General features: G+C 71.6%; 14 protein-coding genes and 1 tRNA gene. 2 read left to right on the top strand and 13 right to left on the bottom strand.

Annotated elements, in window-relative coordinates:
• Positions 1–124 precede the first annotated feature (124 nt).
• Complete coding sequence (locus ACK4HH_RS07010) at positions 125–1,474, bottom strand: ABC transporter substrate-binding protein (RefSeq protein WP_409650015.1); 1,350 nt, start codon at positions 1,472–1,474, stop codon at positions 125–127.
• A 193-nt stretch (positions 1,475–1,667) separates the two neighbouring features.
• Between ACK4HH_RS07010 and ACK4HH_RS07005 the strand changes: the two genes are divergently transcribed.
• Entirely contained in the window at positions 1,668–2,690 is a 1,023-nt protein-coding gene (locus ACK4HH_RS07005; protein WP_409650012.1) for a LacI family DNA-binding transcriptional regulator, read from the top strand.
• 43 nt (positions 2,691–2,733) lie between these two features.
• Here ACK4HH_RS07005 and ACK4HH_RS07000 read toward each other — a convergent pair.
• The 12 genes from ACK4HH_RS07000 to ACK4HH_RS06945 form a co-directional block, all read right to left on the bottom strand.
• Positions 2,734–2,806, bottom strand: a tRNA-Leu gene (locus ACK4HH_RS07000).
• Between the two features lie 65 nt (positions 2,807–2,871).
• Positions 2,872–4,194, bottom strand: a complete 1,323-nt coding sequence (locus ACK4HH_RS06995; protein ID WP_409650009.1) for an NAD(P)/FAD-dependent oxidoreductase — start codon at positions 4,192–4,194, stop codon at positions 2,872–2,874.
• Positions 4,195–4,236: 42 nt separating this feature from the next.
• Positions 4,237–5,502, bottom strand: coding sequence for a S8 family peptidase (locus tag ACK4HH_RS06990; protein ID WP_409650006.1), 1,266 nt, complete (start codon positions 5,500–5,502; stop codon positions 4,237–4,239).
• On the bottom strand, positions 5,475–5,993 hold the full coding sequence (locus tag ACK4HH_RS06985) for a DUF501 domain-containing protein (RefSeq protein WP_409650003.1): 519 nt from the start codon (positions 5,991–5,993) through the stop codon (positions 5,475–5,477). The genes ACK4HH_RS06990 and ACK4HH_RS06985 overlap by 28 nt, the downstream gene beginning before the upstream one ends.
• Entirely contained in the window at positions 5,990–6,490 is a 501-nt protein-coding gene (locus ACK4HH_RS06980; protein WP_409650000.1) for an FtsB family cell division protein, read from the bottom strand. Before ACK4HH_RS06980 ends, ACK4HH_RS06985 begins: the two co-directional genes overlap by 4 nt.
• Before the next feature lie 70 nt (positions 6,491–6,560).
• Complete coding sequence (eno, locus tag ACK4HH_RS06975; RefSeq protein WP_409649998.1) at positions 6,561–7,841, bottom strand: phosphopyruvate hydratase; 1,281 nt, start codon at positions 7,839–7,841, stop codon at positions 6,561–6,563.
• Between the two features lie 42 nt (positions 7,842–7,883).
• Positions 7,884–9,203 (bottom strand): histidine--tRNA ligase, encoded by a 1,320-nt coding sequence (hisS, locus tag ACK4HH_RS06970; RefSeq protein ID WP_409649995.1) that lies wholly within the window; start codon positions 9,201–9,203, stop codon positions 7,884–7,886.
• A gap of 13 nt (positions 9,204–9,216) precedes the next feature.
• The gene (locus tag ACK4HH_RS06965) at positions 9,217–9,819 is read right to left on the bottom strand and encodes a TetR/AcrR family transcriptional regulator (protein ID WP_409649992.1); all 603 of its coding nucleotides are present in this window, start codon (positions 9,817–9,819) and stop codon (positions 9,217–9,219) included.
• A 294-nt stretch (positions 9,820–10,113) separates the two neighbouring features.
• A complete protein-coding gene (locus tag ACK4HH_RS06960; RefSeq protein ID WP_409649990.1) occupies positions 10,114–11,208 on the bottom strand; it encodes an ABC transporter permease in 1,095 nt (364 codons plus the stop codon).
• Positions 11,205–12,140: an ABC transporter ATP-binding protein gene (locus tag ACK4HH_RS06955; RefSeq protein WP_409649987.1), complete on the bottom strand. Its 936-nt coding sequence runs from the start codon at positions 12,138–12,140 to the stop codon at positions 11,205–11,207. The genes ACK4HH_RS06960 and ACK4HH_RS06955 overlap by 4 nt, the downstream gene beginning before the upstream one ends.
• Before the next feature lie 5 nt (positions 12,141–12,145).
• Positions 12,146–12,859 carry a MazG family protein gene (locus tag ACK4HH_RS06950; RefSeq protein ID WP_409649985.1) on the bottom strand — a complete coding sequence of 238 codons (714 nt, stop codon included), beginning with the start codon at positions 12,857–12,859 and terminating at the stop codon, positions 12,146–12,148.
• Positions 12,856–14,247 (bottom strand): MFS transporter, encoded by a 1,392-nt coding sequence (locus tag ACK4HH_RS06945; RefSeq protein WP_409650142.1) that lies wholly within the window; start codon positions 14,245–14,247, stop codon positions 12,856–12,858. The genes ACK4HH_RS06950 and ACK4HH_RS06945 overlap by 4 nt, the downstream gene beginning before the upstream one ends.
• A gap of 78 nt (positions 14,248–14,325) precedes the next feature.
• Here ACK4HH_RS06945 and ACK4HH_RS06940 point away from each other — a divergent pair, with 78 nt between their 5' ends.
• The gene (locus tag ACK4HH_RS06940; protein WP_409649983.1) at positions 14,326–15,138 is read left to right on the top strand and encodes a CPBP family intramembrane glutamic endopeptidase; all 813 of its coding nucleotides are present in this window, start codon (positions 14,326–14,328) and stop codon (positions 15,136–15,138) included.
• Positions 15,139–15,161 lie beyond the last annotated feature (23 nt).

Below are 15,161 nucleotides of genomic sequence, written 5' to 3'. Positions count from 1 at the left end.
GGGGGCGGTGCCCCGCCCAGCGGCCCGACGAGGGGCGCCCGACGTCTGCGTGGCGGTCACGCGACGACCTCCTCCAGGCGAGTGGCGGAGCATGCCCGCCGCACGACGTCGAGCGCCCTCATGATCAGCCGCCGATTTCCTGCTCGTAGAACGCCTGGACGCGCTCGACGAACTCTTGACCGGTGATCTGGCTGGTCACGAGCAGCTGCGACTCGGGGATGATCGAGCCGGCGTAGATGCCCGCCGTGGTGTTGGCCATGAAGTCAACCTGGCCGTTGTCGGCACCGATCTGCGCGCTCATCTCGAGCGCCTTCTCGATGAGCGAGCCGGGCGCGACCTCGGGCAGCGGCAGGCTCGGGTCACCGCCGGGCGAGGCGCCCGTGATGTCGACGATGATCTGACGCGCCTCGGGGTTCGTGTGGATCCAGTTCAGGAAGTACACGATCTCGTTGAGGTTGTCGCTGCCGGAGGCCACCGAGAACGAGTTCGCGGCACCCATCGCGATGAAGCGGTCGCCCTCGTTCGCCGGCGGGGCGAGGAAGAAGGTCACGTCGTCGCCGAGCGCCTCCTGGTAGCCCGCGGCGGCCCAGTTGCCGTTGAAGGTGAAGAGGCCCTCGCCCTCCGAGAAGCGCGTGACGAACGTGAAGTAGTCGATCGCGTTGATGTCGGAGGGGAAGTAGCCGGCGTCGGCCCACTCGCGCACCTTCTCGGCGCCCTGGATGTTGCCCTCGGTCGCGTAGGTCGCGCCCGGCTCGTTGAACATCCAGCTGAGGAACTCGTCTTGGTCGGCGTACTGGTTCATGAGCGCCTGCACGACGAAGTTCACGACGCCGTCGCTGTCGCCCGCCATGATCGGCAGGATGCCGGCGGCCTTCGCGGCCTCCATCATCTCTTCCATCTCGGCGATGGTGGCGGGGGGCTCCTCGATACCGAGGCTCTCCGCGAGGGCGAGGTTCATGTAGACGCCCGTGACGCTGTAGCCGAGGCCGAGCTGGTAGAGCGAGCCCGAGCCGCGCACACCCTCGTCGGTCATGCGCAGCGGCGAGAGCTGCGAGGCCGGCCAGGCGTCCCAGCCGTACGCCTCGTAGTACGGGTCGAGGTTGGCCAGCAGGCCGTCTTTCACCGTGTCGCCGATGGTGGGGAGGCGGATGAGGTCGGGCGGGTTGTCGCCGGCGAGCAGACGCGGGGCGTTGGCCGTGAGGTTCTGGAACGTGTCGCGCGTGATCTCGAACGTGACGTTCGGGTACTGGCGCGTGAACTCCTCGGTGAGGGCGTCGGTGACCGGGAAGCCGGTCTCGTCGGCGATCGTGAGCACGACCTCCTCGTCGGTCAGCTCGGTGCTGACCTCGACGCCGTCGGTCTCCTCGGGGGCAGCGGCCCCAGGAGCGCAGCCGGCGAGGCCGAGCATCGCGAACGCGACCGCCGCCCCGACCACCGCGCGGGAGTGCCCGCGCCGGGATGTGTGAAGACGCATTGTGTGACTCCTTTGTCTGAATCTCTTGGTGGCTGATCGACAGGGTGGCACGTTCGCGCCCCGCGATCGGCATTGACCGCTGGGGGCCCCTGCTAAATCCATTTAGCAACACACCAGGGCCTGCTGTCAAGCCGGATGCCCGAACCGAACCGCGTGCCGACATAGACTCGGGCGAGCGACGAGGAGGCGGCACATGGCGGGCAAGCGGGTCACCCTCGCCGACGTCGCTCGGCGCGCCGGGCTCTCGTCGACCGCGGCGTCGATGATCCTCAACGGCCGCCCCGACACCCGCCTGTCGCAAGACGCGCACGATCGTGTGATCCACGCCGCCGCCGAGCTCGGCTACCGCCCCAACCTCACGGCCCGCGGCCTGCGCACCGAGCGCACCGACACCATCGGCTTCATCTCTGACGTCGTCGCCACGACGCGCTTCGCGAGCGGCCTCATCAAGGGTGCCCTCGACAACGCCCACGCCGCTGGCCACGTGCTCCTCGTGCTCGAGACCGCGGGCGAACCGCAGCGCGAGGCCGAGGCCGTCGAGGCCGTGCTCGACCGGCAGGTCGACGGCGTCATCTTCGCGACCATGCGCTCGCGCGAGCTCTACGTGCCGCCCGTTCCCGACGGCACGCGCGTCGTGCTGCTGAACGCGACGAACGAGCAGCACCCCGTGTCGATCCTGCCCGACGAGTTCGCGGGCGGTCGGGCCGCGATCGAGCTGCTGGTGGGTGCCGGGCACCGGCAGGGCATTCTGCTGCTCGGTCACAACGAAGAGAAAGAGCGCGGGCTGTTCCGCTCGATGACTGTTGCGCGGCGCATCGCCGGCATCCGCGCGGTCATGGCCGAGCACGAGCTGACCTTCCTCGCCGAAGAGTCGATCTGGCTGTGGGAGCCCGACAACGGCTACACGGCCATGACGCGGCTGCTCAAGCGGCACGGCCGCGACATCAGGGCGATCGTCGCGCTCAACGACCGGCTCGCGTTCGGTGCCTCGCAGGCGCTCGCCGAGGCGGGGTTCGCGGTGCCCGCCGACGTGTCGATCGTCTCGTTCGACAACGACGAGCTCGCCGCCTACATGCGCCCGGGTCTGACGACGATCGCCCTCCCTCACGAGGCCATGGGGCGGGCGGCGGTGGATGCTCTGCTCGACCCCGAGCGCACCGGCGAGATCCTCATCCCGATGCCGGTCGTCGAGCGCGACTCGGTCGCCCGCGTCTGACCGGGGACTGCCCCGCGACGCGCGAGCGTCGCGCGCGCACGAGTACCCCGGGTGGGGCTCGAACCCACACTTGAGCGATTTTAAGTCGCCTGCCTCTGCCATTGGGCTACCGGGGCGTGCCGCCAGCCTAGAACGCGCGAAACCCCCGGCCGCACGACAGCCGGGGTCTCGCGAGCGGGAGCTACACCTTGGGGCGCGAGGCGAACTCTTGGAAGTAGGCCTGCGGGGTCTCGCGCGCCGAGAGGCTGACGTTGTCGCGGCCGAGGAAGAAGTGCCCGACCCAGCCGCCGACGACGCGCAGCTTGCGCTCCCACATGGGGATCGCGAGGCCGTGGTACCCGCGGTGCATGAACCAGGCGATGAGGCCCGTGACGGCGAACGTGCCCGACTGGAAGGCGCCGTAGCCGAGGCCGAGGCCCGCGACCGCGCCGAGGTTCTTGTGCACGTACTGCTTCGGCTCTTCGCCGCGCAGGGCCGCCGCGAGGTTCTTGGCGAGCACCTTGCCCTGGCGCACGGCGTGCTGGGCGTTGGGCACGCAGAAGCCGCCCACACCGCCGCCCGTAAGGTCGGGAACCGCGGCGACATCTCCGGCAGTCCAGGCGCCCTCGACGACCTGGCCCTGCTCGTCGACGACGCGCAGCTCGGCCTGGGCGCGCAGGCGCCCGCGCTCTTCGACGGGCAGGTCGGTGAAGCGCACGACGGGGTTCGCCATGACGCCGGCCGTCCAGATGACGAGGTCGCTCTCGAAGCTCTCGCCCGTCGACAGCTCGATGACGCCGCCGACAGCGCTCGTCAGCTGCGTGTCGAGGTGCACGGTCGCGGCGCGCTGGGCGAGGTTCTTGAGCACCCAGTGGCTGGTCTTGAGCGAGACCTCGGGCATGATGCGGCCCATCGCCTCGATGAGGTGGAAGCGGGTGTCGTCGATCGTGAGGCCCGGGTACTCGCGCAGCAGCGCGCTCGCGAGGCTGCGCAGCTCGGCGAAGGTCTCGATGCCGGCGAAGCCGCCGCCGACGACGACGACCGTGAGCAGGCGGTCGCGTTCGGGGCCCGCGGGCAGCAGGGCCGCGCGGTGGAAGTTGTCGATGAGACGGTCGCGCACCGCGACGGCCTCTTCGATCGACTTCATGCCGATCGCGACGTCGGCGACGCCCGGAATCGGGAAGGTGCGCGAGACCGAGCCGGCCGTGACGACGACGTGGTCGTAGTCGAGCTGGTAGGGCTCGCCGACCTCGGGCGTGATCGTGGCGGTCTTCGAGGCGTGGTCGATGCCGCTGACCTTCGCCGTGATGACGGTGGTGCGCTTCAGGTGCCGCCGGTGCGACACGACCGAGTGGCGGGGCTCGATCGAGCCCGCGGCCACCTCGGGCAGAAACGGCTGGTAGGTCATGTAGGGCAGCGGGTCGACCATGACGACCTCGGCCTCACCCCGCCGAAGGTGCTTCTCGAGCTTCAGAGCGGTGTAGAAGCCGGCGTAGCCGCCACCGACGATCAGGATTCTGGGCACGGAAAAAGCTCTCCTCGGTGGTAAGGGGGGACGCCCGTTAATCTACTCCTCGCGCGGCCGGGTCACGAACCGCAGCACGGCGGCCGCAGCGAGGGCGGCGAGGGCGGTCATCGTGCCGACGAGCACCATGAGGGCCGGGATGACCGAGGCGAGCGCGCCGAGCCCTGCGCCGGGCATGCCGAACGCCGTCGCGATCTGCTTGCCGACGGCCGGCCGCGGCGCCGGCAGCGCGCTCTCGAGGGCCGGCACCTCGGCCCGACGGTGCACGGCGATCCACTCGCCCAGCGACCCCAGCGGATTGCCCGTGACCTCGGGCACCGCGGCACGCACTGCGGCGGCCGCGTCGACGAGGCCGTAGCCGTAGAGCGGGTCGGGCACGGTGCCGGTGGCGGGCCGCGCGGTCGCGATGATGCGATTGACGACGTTGGCGGCGTCGAGCTCGGGGTGCGCGGCGCGCACGAGAGCGGCGATGCCCGCGACGATGGGGGTCGCGCCGCTCGTGCCCTGCCACGACGAGTGGCCGCCGCCGGGCACGGCGCCGACCAGGTTCTCGCTCGGGGCCATGACCCCGATCGTGATGCCCTGAGACGACGCGTTGTCGCTCGCGCGGCCGGCGCGGTCGACCCCGCCGACCGCGAGCACCCCCGGCATGGTGGCGGGCGCCGAGACCTGGTCGGTGCCGCTGCCGCGGTTGCCCGCAGCGGCGATGACGACGACGTCGTTCTCTTCTGCGTGCAAGAACGCGGCGTCCCACGACTCGGGCCAGTCGATGCGGTTGCGCGTGAGCGAGAGCGAGATGATGTCGGCGCCGTTGTCGACGGCCCACCGCACGGCCTCGGCGATCTGGTCGTCGCCGCTGCGCTCGCCCGGGCCGAAGACGAGCGAGATGCTGAGGATCGAGGCCGCGGGCGCCGCGCCGATGACCCCGGCGCCGGGCCCGCTCCCCCGGCCGGCGGCGAGCGAGGCGACCATGGTCGCGTGGGTGCTGCTGCGTCCGGCACCGAGGGGACGCGTGCCGTCGGAGGCACCGCGGCCCGAAACGTCGGTGCCGCCGATCACGGCGCCCGCGAGATCGGGGTGCCCCGCATCCACCCCCGAATCGATGATGGCGATGACCACGCCCTCACCGCGCGTGACGGCCCACGCCGAGCGGATGCCGTACTCGTCGAGCCAGTACTGCTGGTCGCGCACGGCGTCGGCGCGCGCGGCCGGCGCGTGCGCGGGCGCCACGACAGCGGTGAGCAGCCCCGCAGCGAGCAGCGGGGCGAGCAGGAGGCGGCTCAGGCGCCGCGCTGATCGGGCGCGCACGCGCACACCTCGGGGCTCCAGCCGCACTCGGCGAGAGTGCGGTCGCCGATGGGGTTGAGGCCGGGGCCGGCGGCGAGGGCGTGCCCGAGCAGGGCGTGCAGGCACTTGACGCGCGAAGGCATACCGCCCGCCGAGTAGCCCTCGATCTCGTCGACGGCGAGGATGCTGTCGCGATCGGCGAGGTAGGCCTCGTGCGCCGCCCGGTACTGCGCCGCGAGGGCCTCGTCGGCCTCGAGCTCGGCCGTGAACTGCGCCATGCGGCCGGTGGCCTCGAGGTGCGAGGCGGCGATCGTCGCCGCGGGATGCGTCAAGTAGTACAGGGTCGGAAAAGGGGTTCCGGTGCCGAGGCGGGGGCGCGTCGCGACCACGGTCGGGGCGCCGCACACGCACCGCGCGGCGATGCCGATGACATCGCGGGCGGGTCGGCCGAGCTGGGCGCTGACGATCTCGACGTCGCGCTCGCTGAACGGGCCGAAGGGCGGGCGCGTCACTCCGCTCCCCCGAACTCGGGCGAGACGAGCTGATCGGCGGGCAGGTCGGTGAGTCCGGCCGTGACGATGGAGGAGAGCAGCGCGCGTGTCCAGTCGATGCGGGTGGCCTGGATCTCGTCGCTCACGGGCGCGGCATCGTCGGCGTCGACCGTGAGCCCGTCGTCGATGACGAGGAACGTGACATCGCCCGGGTAGACGTAGAGCAGGCGATCGCGCGCCTGCGCCTCGATGTAGGCGGGGTCTTGCCAGCGATCGATGTCGGTCTGCAGCTCGTCGACGACCGCCTGCTGCTCGGCCACCCGGCGCTCGAGCTCGGCGATCTCTTGCTGCTGCTCGACGAGCACCCGCAGTGATGGCGCGAGCACGACGAGGGCGGCCACGATGAGCAGCAGCACCGCGACCGTGAAGCCCGAGACCTGCAGGTTGCGGAACCACGGCGTCGCCGCGGGCGCGTCGGCGGGGATCGCGACGGGCACGGTGCGGGGTCGACGGGCCATGGGTCCAGCTTAAGCGCCGAGCCCGTCACCCCGGGCGGGGCGACGGGCTCGGCGTGATTCGCGCTTCGCGTTACGCCGTGAACCGAGGGAACGCGGTGCGGCCCGCGTACACCGCCGCGTCGCCGAGCTCCTCCTCGATGCGCAGAAGCTGGTTGTACTTCGCGACGCGCTCGCTGCGGGCGGGGGCGCCGGTCTTGATCTGGCCGCAGTTGGTGGCGACGGCGAGGTCGGCGATCGTGGTGTCCTCCGTCTCGCCCGAGCGGTGCGAGAGCACGGCCGTGTAGCCGCTGCGCTGCGCGAGCGCGACGGCGTCGAGCGTCTCGGTGAGGGTGCCGATCTGGTTGACCTTGACGAGCAGCGAGTTGGCCGTGCGCAGGCTGACGCCCTTCGCGAGGCGCGTGGGGTTCGTCACGAACAGGTCGTCGCCGACGAGCTGCACCTTCGTGCCGACATCGGCCGTGAGCGCGGCCCAGCCCTCCCAGTCGTCCTCGTCGAGCGGGTCCTCGATCGTCACGAGCGGGTAGGTCGCCACGAGCTCGGCGTAAAAGGCCGCCATCTCGGCCGAGGTGCGCTGGCTGCCCTCGAAGCGGTACACGCCGTCGGCGTGGAACTCGGTCGCGGCGACGTCGAGGCCGAGCGCGATGTCCTTCCCGGGCGTGAAGCCGACCTTCTCGATCGCGGCCATGAGGAAGTCGAGCGCGGCTTTCGTGCCGGCCAGGTCGGGAGCGAAGCCGCCCTCGTCGCCGAGGCCCGTGGCGAAGCCGCCGGCCTTCAGCTCGCCCTTGAGGGCGTGGTAGGTTTCGACGCCCCAGCGCAGGCCCTCGCTGTACGACTCGGCGCCGATCGGCAGGATCATGAACTCCTGCACATCGACCCCGGTGTCGGCGTGCGCGCCACCGTTGATGACGTTCATCATCGGCACGGGCAGCACATGGGCGTTGGGGCCGCCGACGTAGCGGAAGAGCGGCAGGTCGGCCGAGTCGGCCGCGGCCTTGGCGACGGCGAGCGAAACGCCGAGGATGGCGTTGGCGCCGAGCTTCGACTTGTTCTCGGTGCCGTCGGCGGCGATGAGCTCGGCATCGATGAGGCGCTGGTCGCTCGCATCCATGTCTTCGATCGCCGGGCCGAGCACGTCGAGCACGGCGTCGACGGCCTTGAGCACGCCCTTGCCGAGGTAGCGCTTCTTGTCGTCGTCGCGCAGCTCGTAGGCCTCGAAGGCTCCGGTGGATGCGCCGGAGGGGACGGCGGCGCGCGAGACGGTTCCGTCGTCGAGCAGCACCTCCACCTCGACGGTCGGGTTACCGCGCGAGTCGAGGATCTCGCGGGCGCCAACGGCCTCGATTGCAGCCATGGGGGTGTCTCCTTCGGTGGTGGTCAGCGGCTTCGGGGGTGATCAGGAAGCGGGTTCGAGCCTACGCCAGTCGAGGGCGTCGGCATCGGCGGGCGGCGAGGCTGCGACCACCGCGAAGCGCGCGAAGCCCTCGGCCGCCAGCTGGTCGAGCGCGGCCTTCATGTTCTTGGGGCGCTTGAGCAGCCGCACGCGCGCGCCGCCCGTTACGAGCTGCGCCTTGAGCGCCATGAGCGCGCCGAGGTCGACGTCGGCGTCGTAGAGCAGCGCCGCGTCGGCGGCCTCGTGACCCGCGTCGACCTCGACGAGGTCGATGAGCCGCTCGAAGCCGAGCGAGAAGCCGGTGGCGGCGACGTCGGCGCCGAGGAACCGGCCGATCATGCCGTCGTAGCGACCGCCCCCGCCGAGCGAGTAGCCGAACTCGGGGTGCGCGACCTCGAAGATCGGGCCCGTGTAGTAGCCCATGCCGCGCACGAGGAACGGGTCGAAGACGAGGGGCGCCGCGCTCGAGGCGGCGACGGCCGCGGCGATCGCGGCGAGGTCGGTGAGCGCCTGCTCGTCGACGCCGGCCGGCAGCACCGCCGCGATCGAGTCCACGGTCAGGGCCGCCGCCGCGGCGGTGGCGCCGTGGGTCGCGGCCTCGGCGCCGAAGGCTGCGAAGGCGGGCACGGCCTGCAGGGCGGCGATGGCCGCGGCGGGCATCCCGCGCTCGGTCAGTTCTGCCACGACGCCGACCGGTGCGATCTTGTCGAGCTTGTCGAGACTGATGAGCACGGCGGCGTGCGTCTCGGCGGCGAAGCCGAGAGCGCTGAGCATGCTCGTGAGGATGCGGCGATCGTTGATGCGGATGCTGCACCCGGGCACGCCGAGCGCGTCGAGCGCAGCGGCCGTGGCCGTGATGAGCTCGACCTCGGCGACGACCCCCGGCTCGCCGATGATGTCGATGTCGCACTGCACGAACTGCCGATAACGGCCCTTCTGCGGGCGCTCGGCGCGCCAGACGGGTGCGATCTGGATCGCCCGGAAGACGCTCGGCAGCTGGGCGCGGTTGCTCGCGTAGAAGCGCGCGAGCGGCACCGTGAGGTCGAACCGCAGCCCGAGGTCGGCGAGGTCGAGCGGGGTCTCGGCGCGCGCGAGGTCATCCATCGTCAGCCCGCGCTTCATGACAGCGTACGCGAGCTTCTCGTTGTCGCCGCCGAGGCCCGAGAAGAGGCGGGCGGCGTCTTCGACGACAGGCGTCTCGATCTCATCGAAGCCGTGGGCGCGGTAGACCGCGCGCACCGTGGCCAGCACGCGCTCGCGCCGGGACTTCTCGGTCGGCAGGATGTCGCGCATCCCCCGCGGGGGCGTCACAGCTGAGGCCATGGCCTCGATTCTGTCACGCGGTGCGCACGCCGATCAGCGCGGCGACGCGCTCACGGTAGGCGTCGAGCGCGCGGTCGAACGCGGCCGTGGCGCCCGAGTCGTCGCGCGTGACGACGAGGTCGAGCTGAAAGCCGTAGAGCTGGTCGACGAGGATGCGCGCCTCGACGCGCGCCTCGGTCGGCTCGACCCCGAGGCGCTCGAGCGCCTGCGTGCCCCACTCGACCCAGCGCGCGTGCACGTCGCGCCCGCCGGCGCGCAGGGTCGGGTCGGTGACCTCCATGAGGGCGGCCTCGAACTCGAGACGCAGCAGCGCACGGGTGGTCGGCACGAGAAACCCCAGCCACGACTCGCGGATCGCCGCGATGTGGGTGTCGAGCGAGGGCTCGACGGCGAGCTCGGCATCGATGACCTGCTGCTGGCGCGCCGTGACGGCGCGGATGATCTCGATGATGAGCTCGTTGCGCGTGCCGAAGTGGTACACGAGCGTGAAGGGGCTGACCCCGAGGGCATCGGCGAGCGTGCGGAACGTGACGCCCGAGAGCGGGTGCTCGCGCAAGTGGTCGACGATGGCCGCGAGCAACTCGGGCTTGCGCGAGGGATCGGTTCGTCGGGCCATAGAATTAAAATAACAAACGTTTGCTATGAGTACAAGTGTTATGTAATATGTAATTGACGGATCGAGTGCGCGCCTTCGGGTGCCCCGATCCGCATCGTCTCGGCGTCGCTGCCGGGTATCGACGTGGTCGCGCATCGGGGGATGCGTCGGCCCGCGCGTCGCCACGCGCTCGCTTCGACGAGCGTGCGACGCAGGGCGCCTTCCGGCATTCGGGTTGCCGGAGGGCGCCCACCTCAGCGCTGTGGAGCCTCGCGCTCTCGAGCGCAGCGCTCGCGAGCACCGCGCTCGCGAGCCTCAGGCGACGCGGCTGCCCGACGGCAAAGCACCCGCCGGCGTTCGGGTGCGCGCGATCGCGCCGCCGAGTGCGAGGCCCGCGAGCACGACGTGGATCAGCAGTCCCACGAACCAGCTCGGTACCGAGGCCGCGAAGGTCTCTTCGGGCGTCGGCGACTCGTACGCCGCGCCCGGATTGCCCGCGAGCGCCGCCGCGCACTCGTCGACGACCGAGTCGAGCTCGGGAGCCTGCTGCGCGCTGCGCACGCCGAAGGCGATCTGGCCGAACAGGTCTTGCGGGTAGCCGTTGCGATCGAAGGTCGTCGGTGCGGCGTCGGCCAGCACGACGTAGGGGTTCGCCGCGAGGATTCCCCACACGTAGTCGAACCGCGGAACCGGGTAGCTGTACACATCGGGCTCGAGGCACACGATCTCTTCGGGCAGTCCGGTGTCGGGATCGAACTCGCCGCCGACCGAGTAGTCGATGCCGATGTAGGTCTGCGTCTGCTGCGACTGGAACGCGAGCCCCCCGAGCGTGAACGCGATGAGCGTGCCGATGCTCAGCGCGGCGACCACGAGGTAGGTCGTCACGACCGAGAACAGCGGGCGCGACATGAGCCCCGACAGCCCGACACCGACCGCCGCGACCACCCCGAGCTCGAGCACGAGCACGCCGATCGAGGCGGCGAGCGTGTCACCGCGCACTCCCCCCGCGAGCACCGTGAACAGCAGGGCGGGCAGCGAGGCGAGCAGGAAGGTCAGGGCGACCGTCCAGGCGGCGAGGAACTTGGCGAGCACGATCTGGTTGGCGCTCGCGAGCGTGACCTGCGTGGTCGCGAGCGTTCCGGCCTCGCGGTCGCCGTTGATCGCGGCACCGCTGATGGCCGGGGTCACGAGGGTTCCGACGAGCAGCACGAAGTAGATGACGGTCGAGTAGACGCCGGCACTGTCGGCGACGTCGCCGCCGAACGCCGTGATGGATGCCCAAAGCAGCGCGGTGACGATGCCGACGAGCACGAACACGACGCTCACGAGCACCACCCAGGCCACCGAGCGGATGCGCTGCCGCAGCTCTAGCTGCACGAGCGTGCCCAGCGTGTCGAAGTAGCGGCTCATCGCTCCCCTCCCTCGGTCGAGGTGCGCGAGAGATCGAGGAAGGTGTGCTCGAGATCGCCCACCGCGGGGCCGAAGTCGATGATGCCGACACCCTCGCCGACGAGGCGCGCGAGCAGCTGCGCCGCCTCGGCCTCGCTCGCGACGGCCACAGCCGTGCCGAGGTGGTCGGTCGACGAGACCGCGATCTCGAGCTCCTGCAGCGCCGCCGCGAGTTGCGCGGGGTCGAGCGCCCGCACACGCCAGTCGCGCGCTTGCGCGCGGCTGCGTTCGACCCGCTCGGCCGAGGCCGTCGCGCCGTGGTCGAGGTAGACCGCGGCGTCGGCCATCTCATCGAGCTCGGCGAGCACGTGGCTCGAGACCAGCACCGCGACGCCCTCGCTGGCGAGGCGGCGCACGAGCTCGCGCAGCTCGACGCGCGCGACGGGGTCGAGCCCCGAGGCGGGCTCGTCGAGCAGCAGCACGCTCGGCTCGTGCACGAGGGCGCGCGCAAGGCTGAGCCGCTGCTTCTGGCCGCGGCTCAGCACGCGCGTCGGACGATCGGCGAGCGCGTCGAGGCCGACGAGCTCGATCAGCTGCTGCGCGCGCGTGCGCGCGGCCTCACCGCTGAGCTCGTACAGGCGGGCGGTGATCTCGAGCGTGCGCCGCACCGAGACGGTGCCCCACGAACCCAGAACGTCGGGCATCCACCCCATCGCCTGGCGCACCGCGCGCGGATCGGCGACCGGATCATGACCCGCGATGCGGATCGTGCCGGCGTCGGGCCGCAGCAGCGTCGCGAGCATGAGCAGCAGGGTGGTCTTGCCCGAGCCGTTGGGACCGATGAGCGCTGTGACCGAGCCGGCGTGCACCTCGAAGCTCGCGTCGCGCACCGCGTGCACGTCACCGAACGACCGGGCGACCCCCTCGACCGCGATGACCGCAGACGTGTTCATGAGGGTCAGTCAATCAGGTCGACGGCGGTCGAGGGCGACTCACCATCGGCCTCGGCGCGCCGGATGCCCGCTTCGAGCTCGGCGAGAGCCGAACGCAGCGCGCGCTCGGCCTCGAGGCCCTGCGCCTGCGCGCTCGCGACGAGTGCGAACAGGCGCCGCCCCAGCTCGGCTTCATCGGCCGGCGCCGGATCGCCCACCGGGCTCTCGAGCCCGAGCGCGTGCGCCTTGCCGAGCAGCTTCTCGGCGCGCTGCAGCGCGGGCAGGCCGCTCGGCACGCCGTCGAGCACCGAGGTGCGCGCAGGCTTCTCTTGGCGCTTCCAGATCTCCCAGTTGGCGGCGACCTCATCGGCGGTGTCGGCGGTCACGTTGCCGAAGACGTGTGGGTGGCGGCCGACCATCTTGGCCGTGGCCCGCGCGGCGACGTCGTCGATCGTGAACGGATGCTCGGCGCGCGCCGCGGCGATGTCGGCGTGGAACAGCACCTGGTAGAGCACGTCGCCCAGCTCTTCGAGTACGTCGTCGGGGGTGCCGCGCTCGATGGCGTCGATGAGCTCGTGCGCCTCCTCCACGAGATAGCGCGTCAGGCTCTCGTGCGTCTGCTCCGCATCCCAGGCGCAGCCGCCCGGAGCCCGCAAGTGCTCGAGCACCGCGATCAACTGGTCGAGCTGGGGATGCGGCCGAGGGGTCGGCAGGTCGACGGGTGGCGCGGGCTCGGTCATGCCTCCATCATGGCCCGCCGGGCGGGCCGGTCGTCGGGCATCGCCGTGGCGAGCACGGCCGTGAGCGCCGCGCAGACCAGCGCCCCGACGAAGACCGCTTGAGCGGCCGGGATGATCGCCACCGGGTCGACGGCCGAGCCGGCGCCCTCGCCGAGCACTCCCCCGCCGCCCGCGGCACGGTAGATGGTGTTGGCGACAGCGCCGAAGATCGCGACGGCGACCGCCTGGCCCACCGCGCGAGCGAAGAGGTTGGTGCCCGTCACGACGCCGCGCTCGTTCCACTCGACGCTCGCCTGAGCGGCGATGAGCGAGGGCGTGGCGACGAGGCCCAGCCCGAGGCCCGTGATGAAGCAGGCGATCGCCGAGACGGCGACCGAGGGCGCCGCGGCGAAGGCGGCGAGCAGGCCCGTGCCGGCGAGCACGAGCACCATGCCGATGAGCACGGTCGTGCGGAACCCGAGCGTCAGGTAGAACCTCCCCGAGAGCGCCGCCGAGATGGGCCAGCCGATCGTGAGCGCCGCGAGCGCGAGGCCCGCGACGAGCGGTGAGACCCCGAGCGCGGCCTCGAGCGTCACGGGCACGTACGAGGCGAGCCCGATGAGGATGGCGCCGACGCCGACCGAGACGAGCGTCGTCGTGAGCAGCAGGCGGCGCGAGAACACCCAGCCGGGCAGGATGGGCTCGGCCGCGCGGCGCTCGACCGCGACGAAGGCCACGAGCAGCAGGCCGCCGAGCCCGAAGGCCGCGGCGCTCTGCCACGAGGCCCACTGCCACGACACCCCGCCCTGCAGCACACCGACGAGCAGCAGCCCGAGCGAGCCCGTGAGCAGCAGCGCGCCGAGCACATCGACGCGGTGCGGGCGGTGCTCGACGGTCTCGTGCAGCGAGCGGATGAGCATCCATGCCGCCAGCAGGCACAGGGGGATGTTGATGAAGAAGATCCAGCGCCAGGCGTCGAGCTCGGCGAAGAGGCCGCCGAGGGTCGGGCCGATGACGGCCGAGGCCGCCCAGACGCTCGCGATGTAGCCCTGCACCTTCGCGCGTTCTTCGACCGAGTAGATGTCGCCCGCGATCGTGATGGCCATGGGGCCGATCGCGCCGGCGCCGATGCCCTGCACGGCGCGGAAGGCGATGAGGGCGGGCATGCTCCAGGCGAGGCCGCACAGGATCGAGCCGACGAGGAACAGCCCGATGCCGATGAGGATGATGGGCTTGCGGCCCACCATGTCGCTGAACTTCGCGAACAGCGGCGTCGAGACGGCCTGCGCGAGCAGATAGATCGAGAACAGCCACGGGAAGAGCTCGAACGAGCCCAGCTCTTCGACGAGCGTCGGCACCGCCGTGGCGAGGATGGTCGCGTCGATCGCGACGAGGCCCGTCGTGACCATGATCGCGAGCAGGATGGGGCCGCGCTCGGAGCGCAGGCCGACGGCGGCTGTCGTGGTCACGTCTGCGACGATAACCCCATGCTCCCGGAACTCGGCTGGATGCCGCGCGTCGCCGCGGGCATGCTCGCGCTCGGGCTGCTCGCGCTCTTCGTCGCGCGCGCCATCCGGAAGGACCGCCGCGAGTACGCGCGCTTCCGGCGCTACCGCTCGACCACCCGACGGCAGGCGATGATGCGGCGCTGGCTCATCGAGTCGGCCGTGCTCTTCGGCGGGTCCTCCGTGATCGTGCTGCTGCTGACGTGGCCGCTCGTCGGCCCGCTGCTCGCGGCGACCCAGGCCCTGCCGCCGATCGCCTGGCTGCGGGATGCCCTCGCCGGCGGCCTCGGCATCGCGCTGCTGATCGGCGCGGGGCTCGGGGTCGCCCTGCTCACGCTCGTCGGCGCGCGTAGCGCCCGCCGCGAGGGCGGCATCGTCATGGTCGGCGACATCGCCGCGCTGCTGCCGCGCAACCGGACCGAGCTGCGCTGGGGCGCGGCGCTCTCGGTCAACGCGGGGGTCGTCGAGGAGGCGCTGTTCCGGCTCGCGCTGCCGGCCCTGCTCGTCGTCGTGACGGGCGAGCCCGTCAGCGCCTTCCTGCTCGCGGCGCTCGTGTTCGGCGCCCTGCACGCCTACCAGGGCTGGGTGGGGGTGCTCGCGACGGGCGTCGTCGGCCTGCTGTTCACCGCGCTCTACGTCGTGAGCGGCAGCATCGGCCTCGCCATGCTCGTGCACGCGCTGTTCGACCTGCGCACGCTCGTCGTCATCCCCGTGACGGTGTACCGCGTGCACGAGGTGCCCGGCACGGTGCTCTTCCCGAAGCCGCTCAGGGCGAGCATCCCTAACCAGACTTGACCAGACCTGACCAGACCTCTACC

The sequence above is a fragment of the Microcella sp. genome, assembly GCF_046296455.1.
In the GTDB taxonomy this organism is placed as follows: domain Bacteria; phylum Actinomycetota; class Actinomycetes; order Actinomycetales; family Microbacteriaceae; genus Microcella.
The sequence above is the reverse complement of the archived record's forward strand: the minus strand, read 5'-3'. Positions and strand labels throughout refer to the sequence as shown.

Excerpts from the sequence above, each read along its gene's own strand:
- ACK4HH_RS07010 (WP_409650015.1), bottom strand. The coding sequence starts at position 1,474 with ATGCGTCTTCACACATCCCGGCGCGGGCACTCCCGCGCGGTGGTCGGG.
- ACK4HH_RS07005 (WP_409650012.1), top strand. The coding sequence starts at position 1,668 with ATGGCGGGCAAGCGGGTCACCCTCGCCGACGTCGCTCGGCGCGCCGGG.
- ACK4HH_RS06980 (WP_409650000.1), bottom strand. The coding sequence starts at position 6,490 with ATGGCCCGTCGACCCCGCACCGTGCCCGTCGCGATCCCCGCCGACGCG.
- eno (WP_409649998.1), bottom strand. The coding sequence starts at position 7,841 with ATGGCTGCAATCGAGGCCGTTGGCGCCCGCGAGATCCTCGACTCGCGC.
- hisS (WP_409649995.1), bottom strand. The coding sequence starts at position 9,203 with ATGGCCTCAGCTGTGACGCCCCCGCGGGGGATGCGCGACATCCTGCCG.
- ACK4HH_RS06965 (WP_409649992.1), bottom strand. The coding sequence starts at position 9,819 with ATGGCCCGACGAACCGATCCCTCGCGCAAGCCCGAGTTGCTCGCGGCC.
- ACK4HH_RS06960 (WP_409649990.1), bottom strand. The coding sequence starts at position 11,208 with ATGAGCCGCTACTTCGACACGCTGGGCACGCTCGTGCAGCTAGAGCTG.
- ACK4HH_RS06955 (WP_409649987.1), bottom strand. The coding sequence starts at position 12,140 with ATGAACACGTCTGCGGTCATCGCGGTCGAGGGGGTCGCCCGGTCGTTC.
- ACK4HH_RS06950 (WP_409649985.1), bottom strand. The coding sequence starts at position 12,859 with ATGACCGAGCCCGCGCCACCCGTCGACCTGCCGACCCCTCGGCCGCAT.
- ACK4HH_RS06945 (WP_409650142.1), bottom strand. The coding sequence starts at position 14,247 with ATGGTCACGACGGGCCTCGTCGCGATCGACGCGACCATCCTCGCCACG.
- ACK4HH_RS06940 (WP_409649983.1), top strand. The coding sequence starts at position 14,326 with ATGCTCCCGGAACTCGGCTGGATGCCGCGCGTCGCCGCGGGCATGCTC.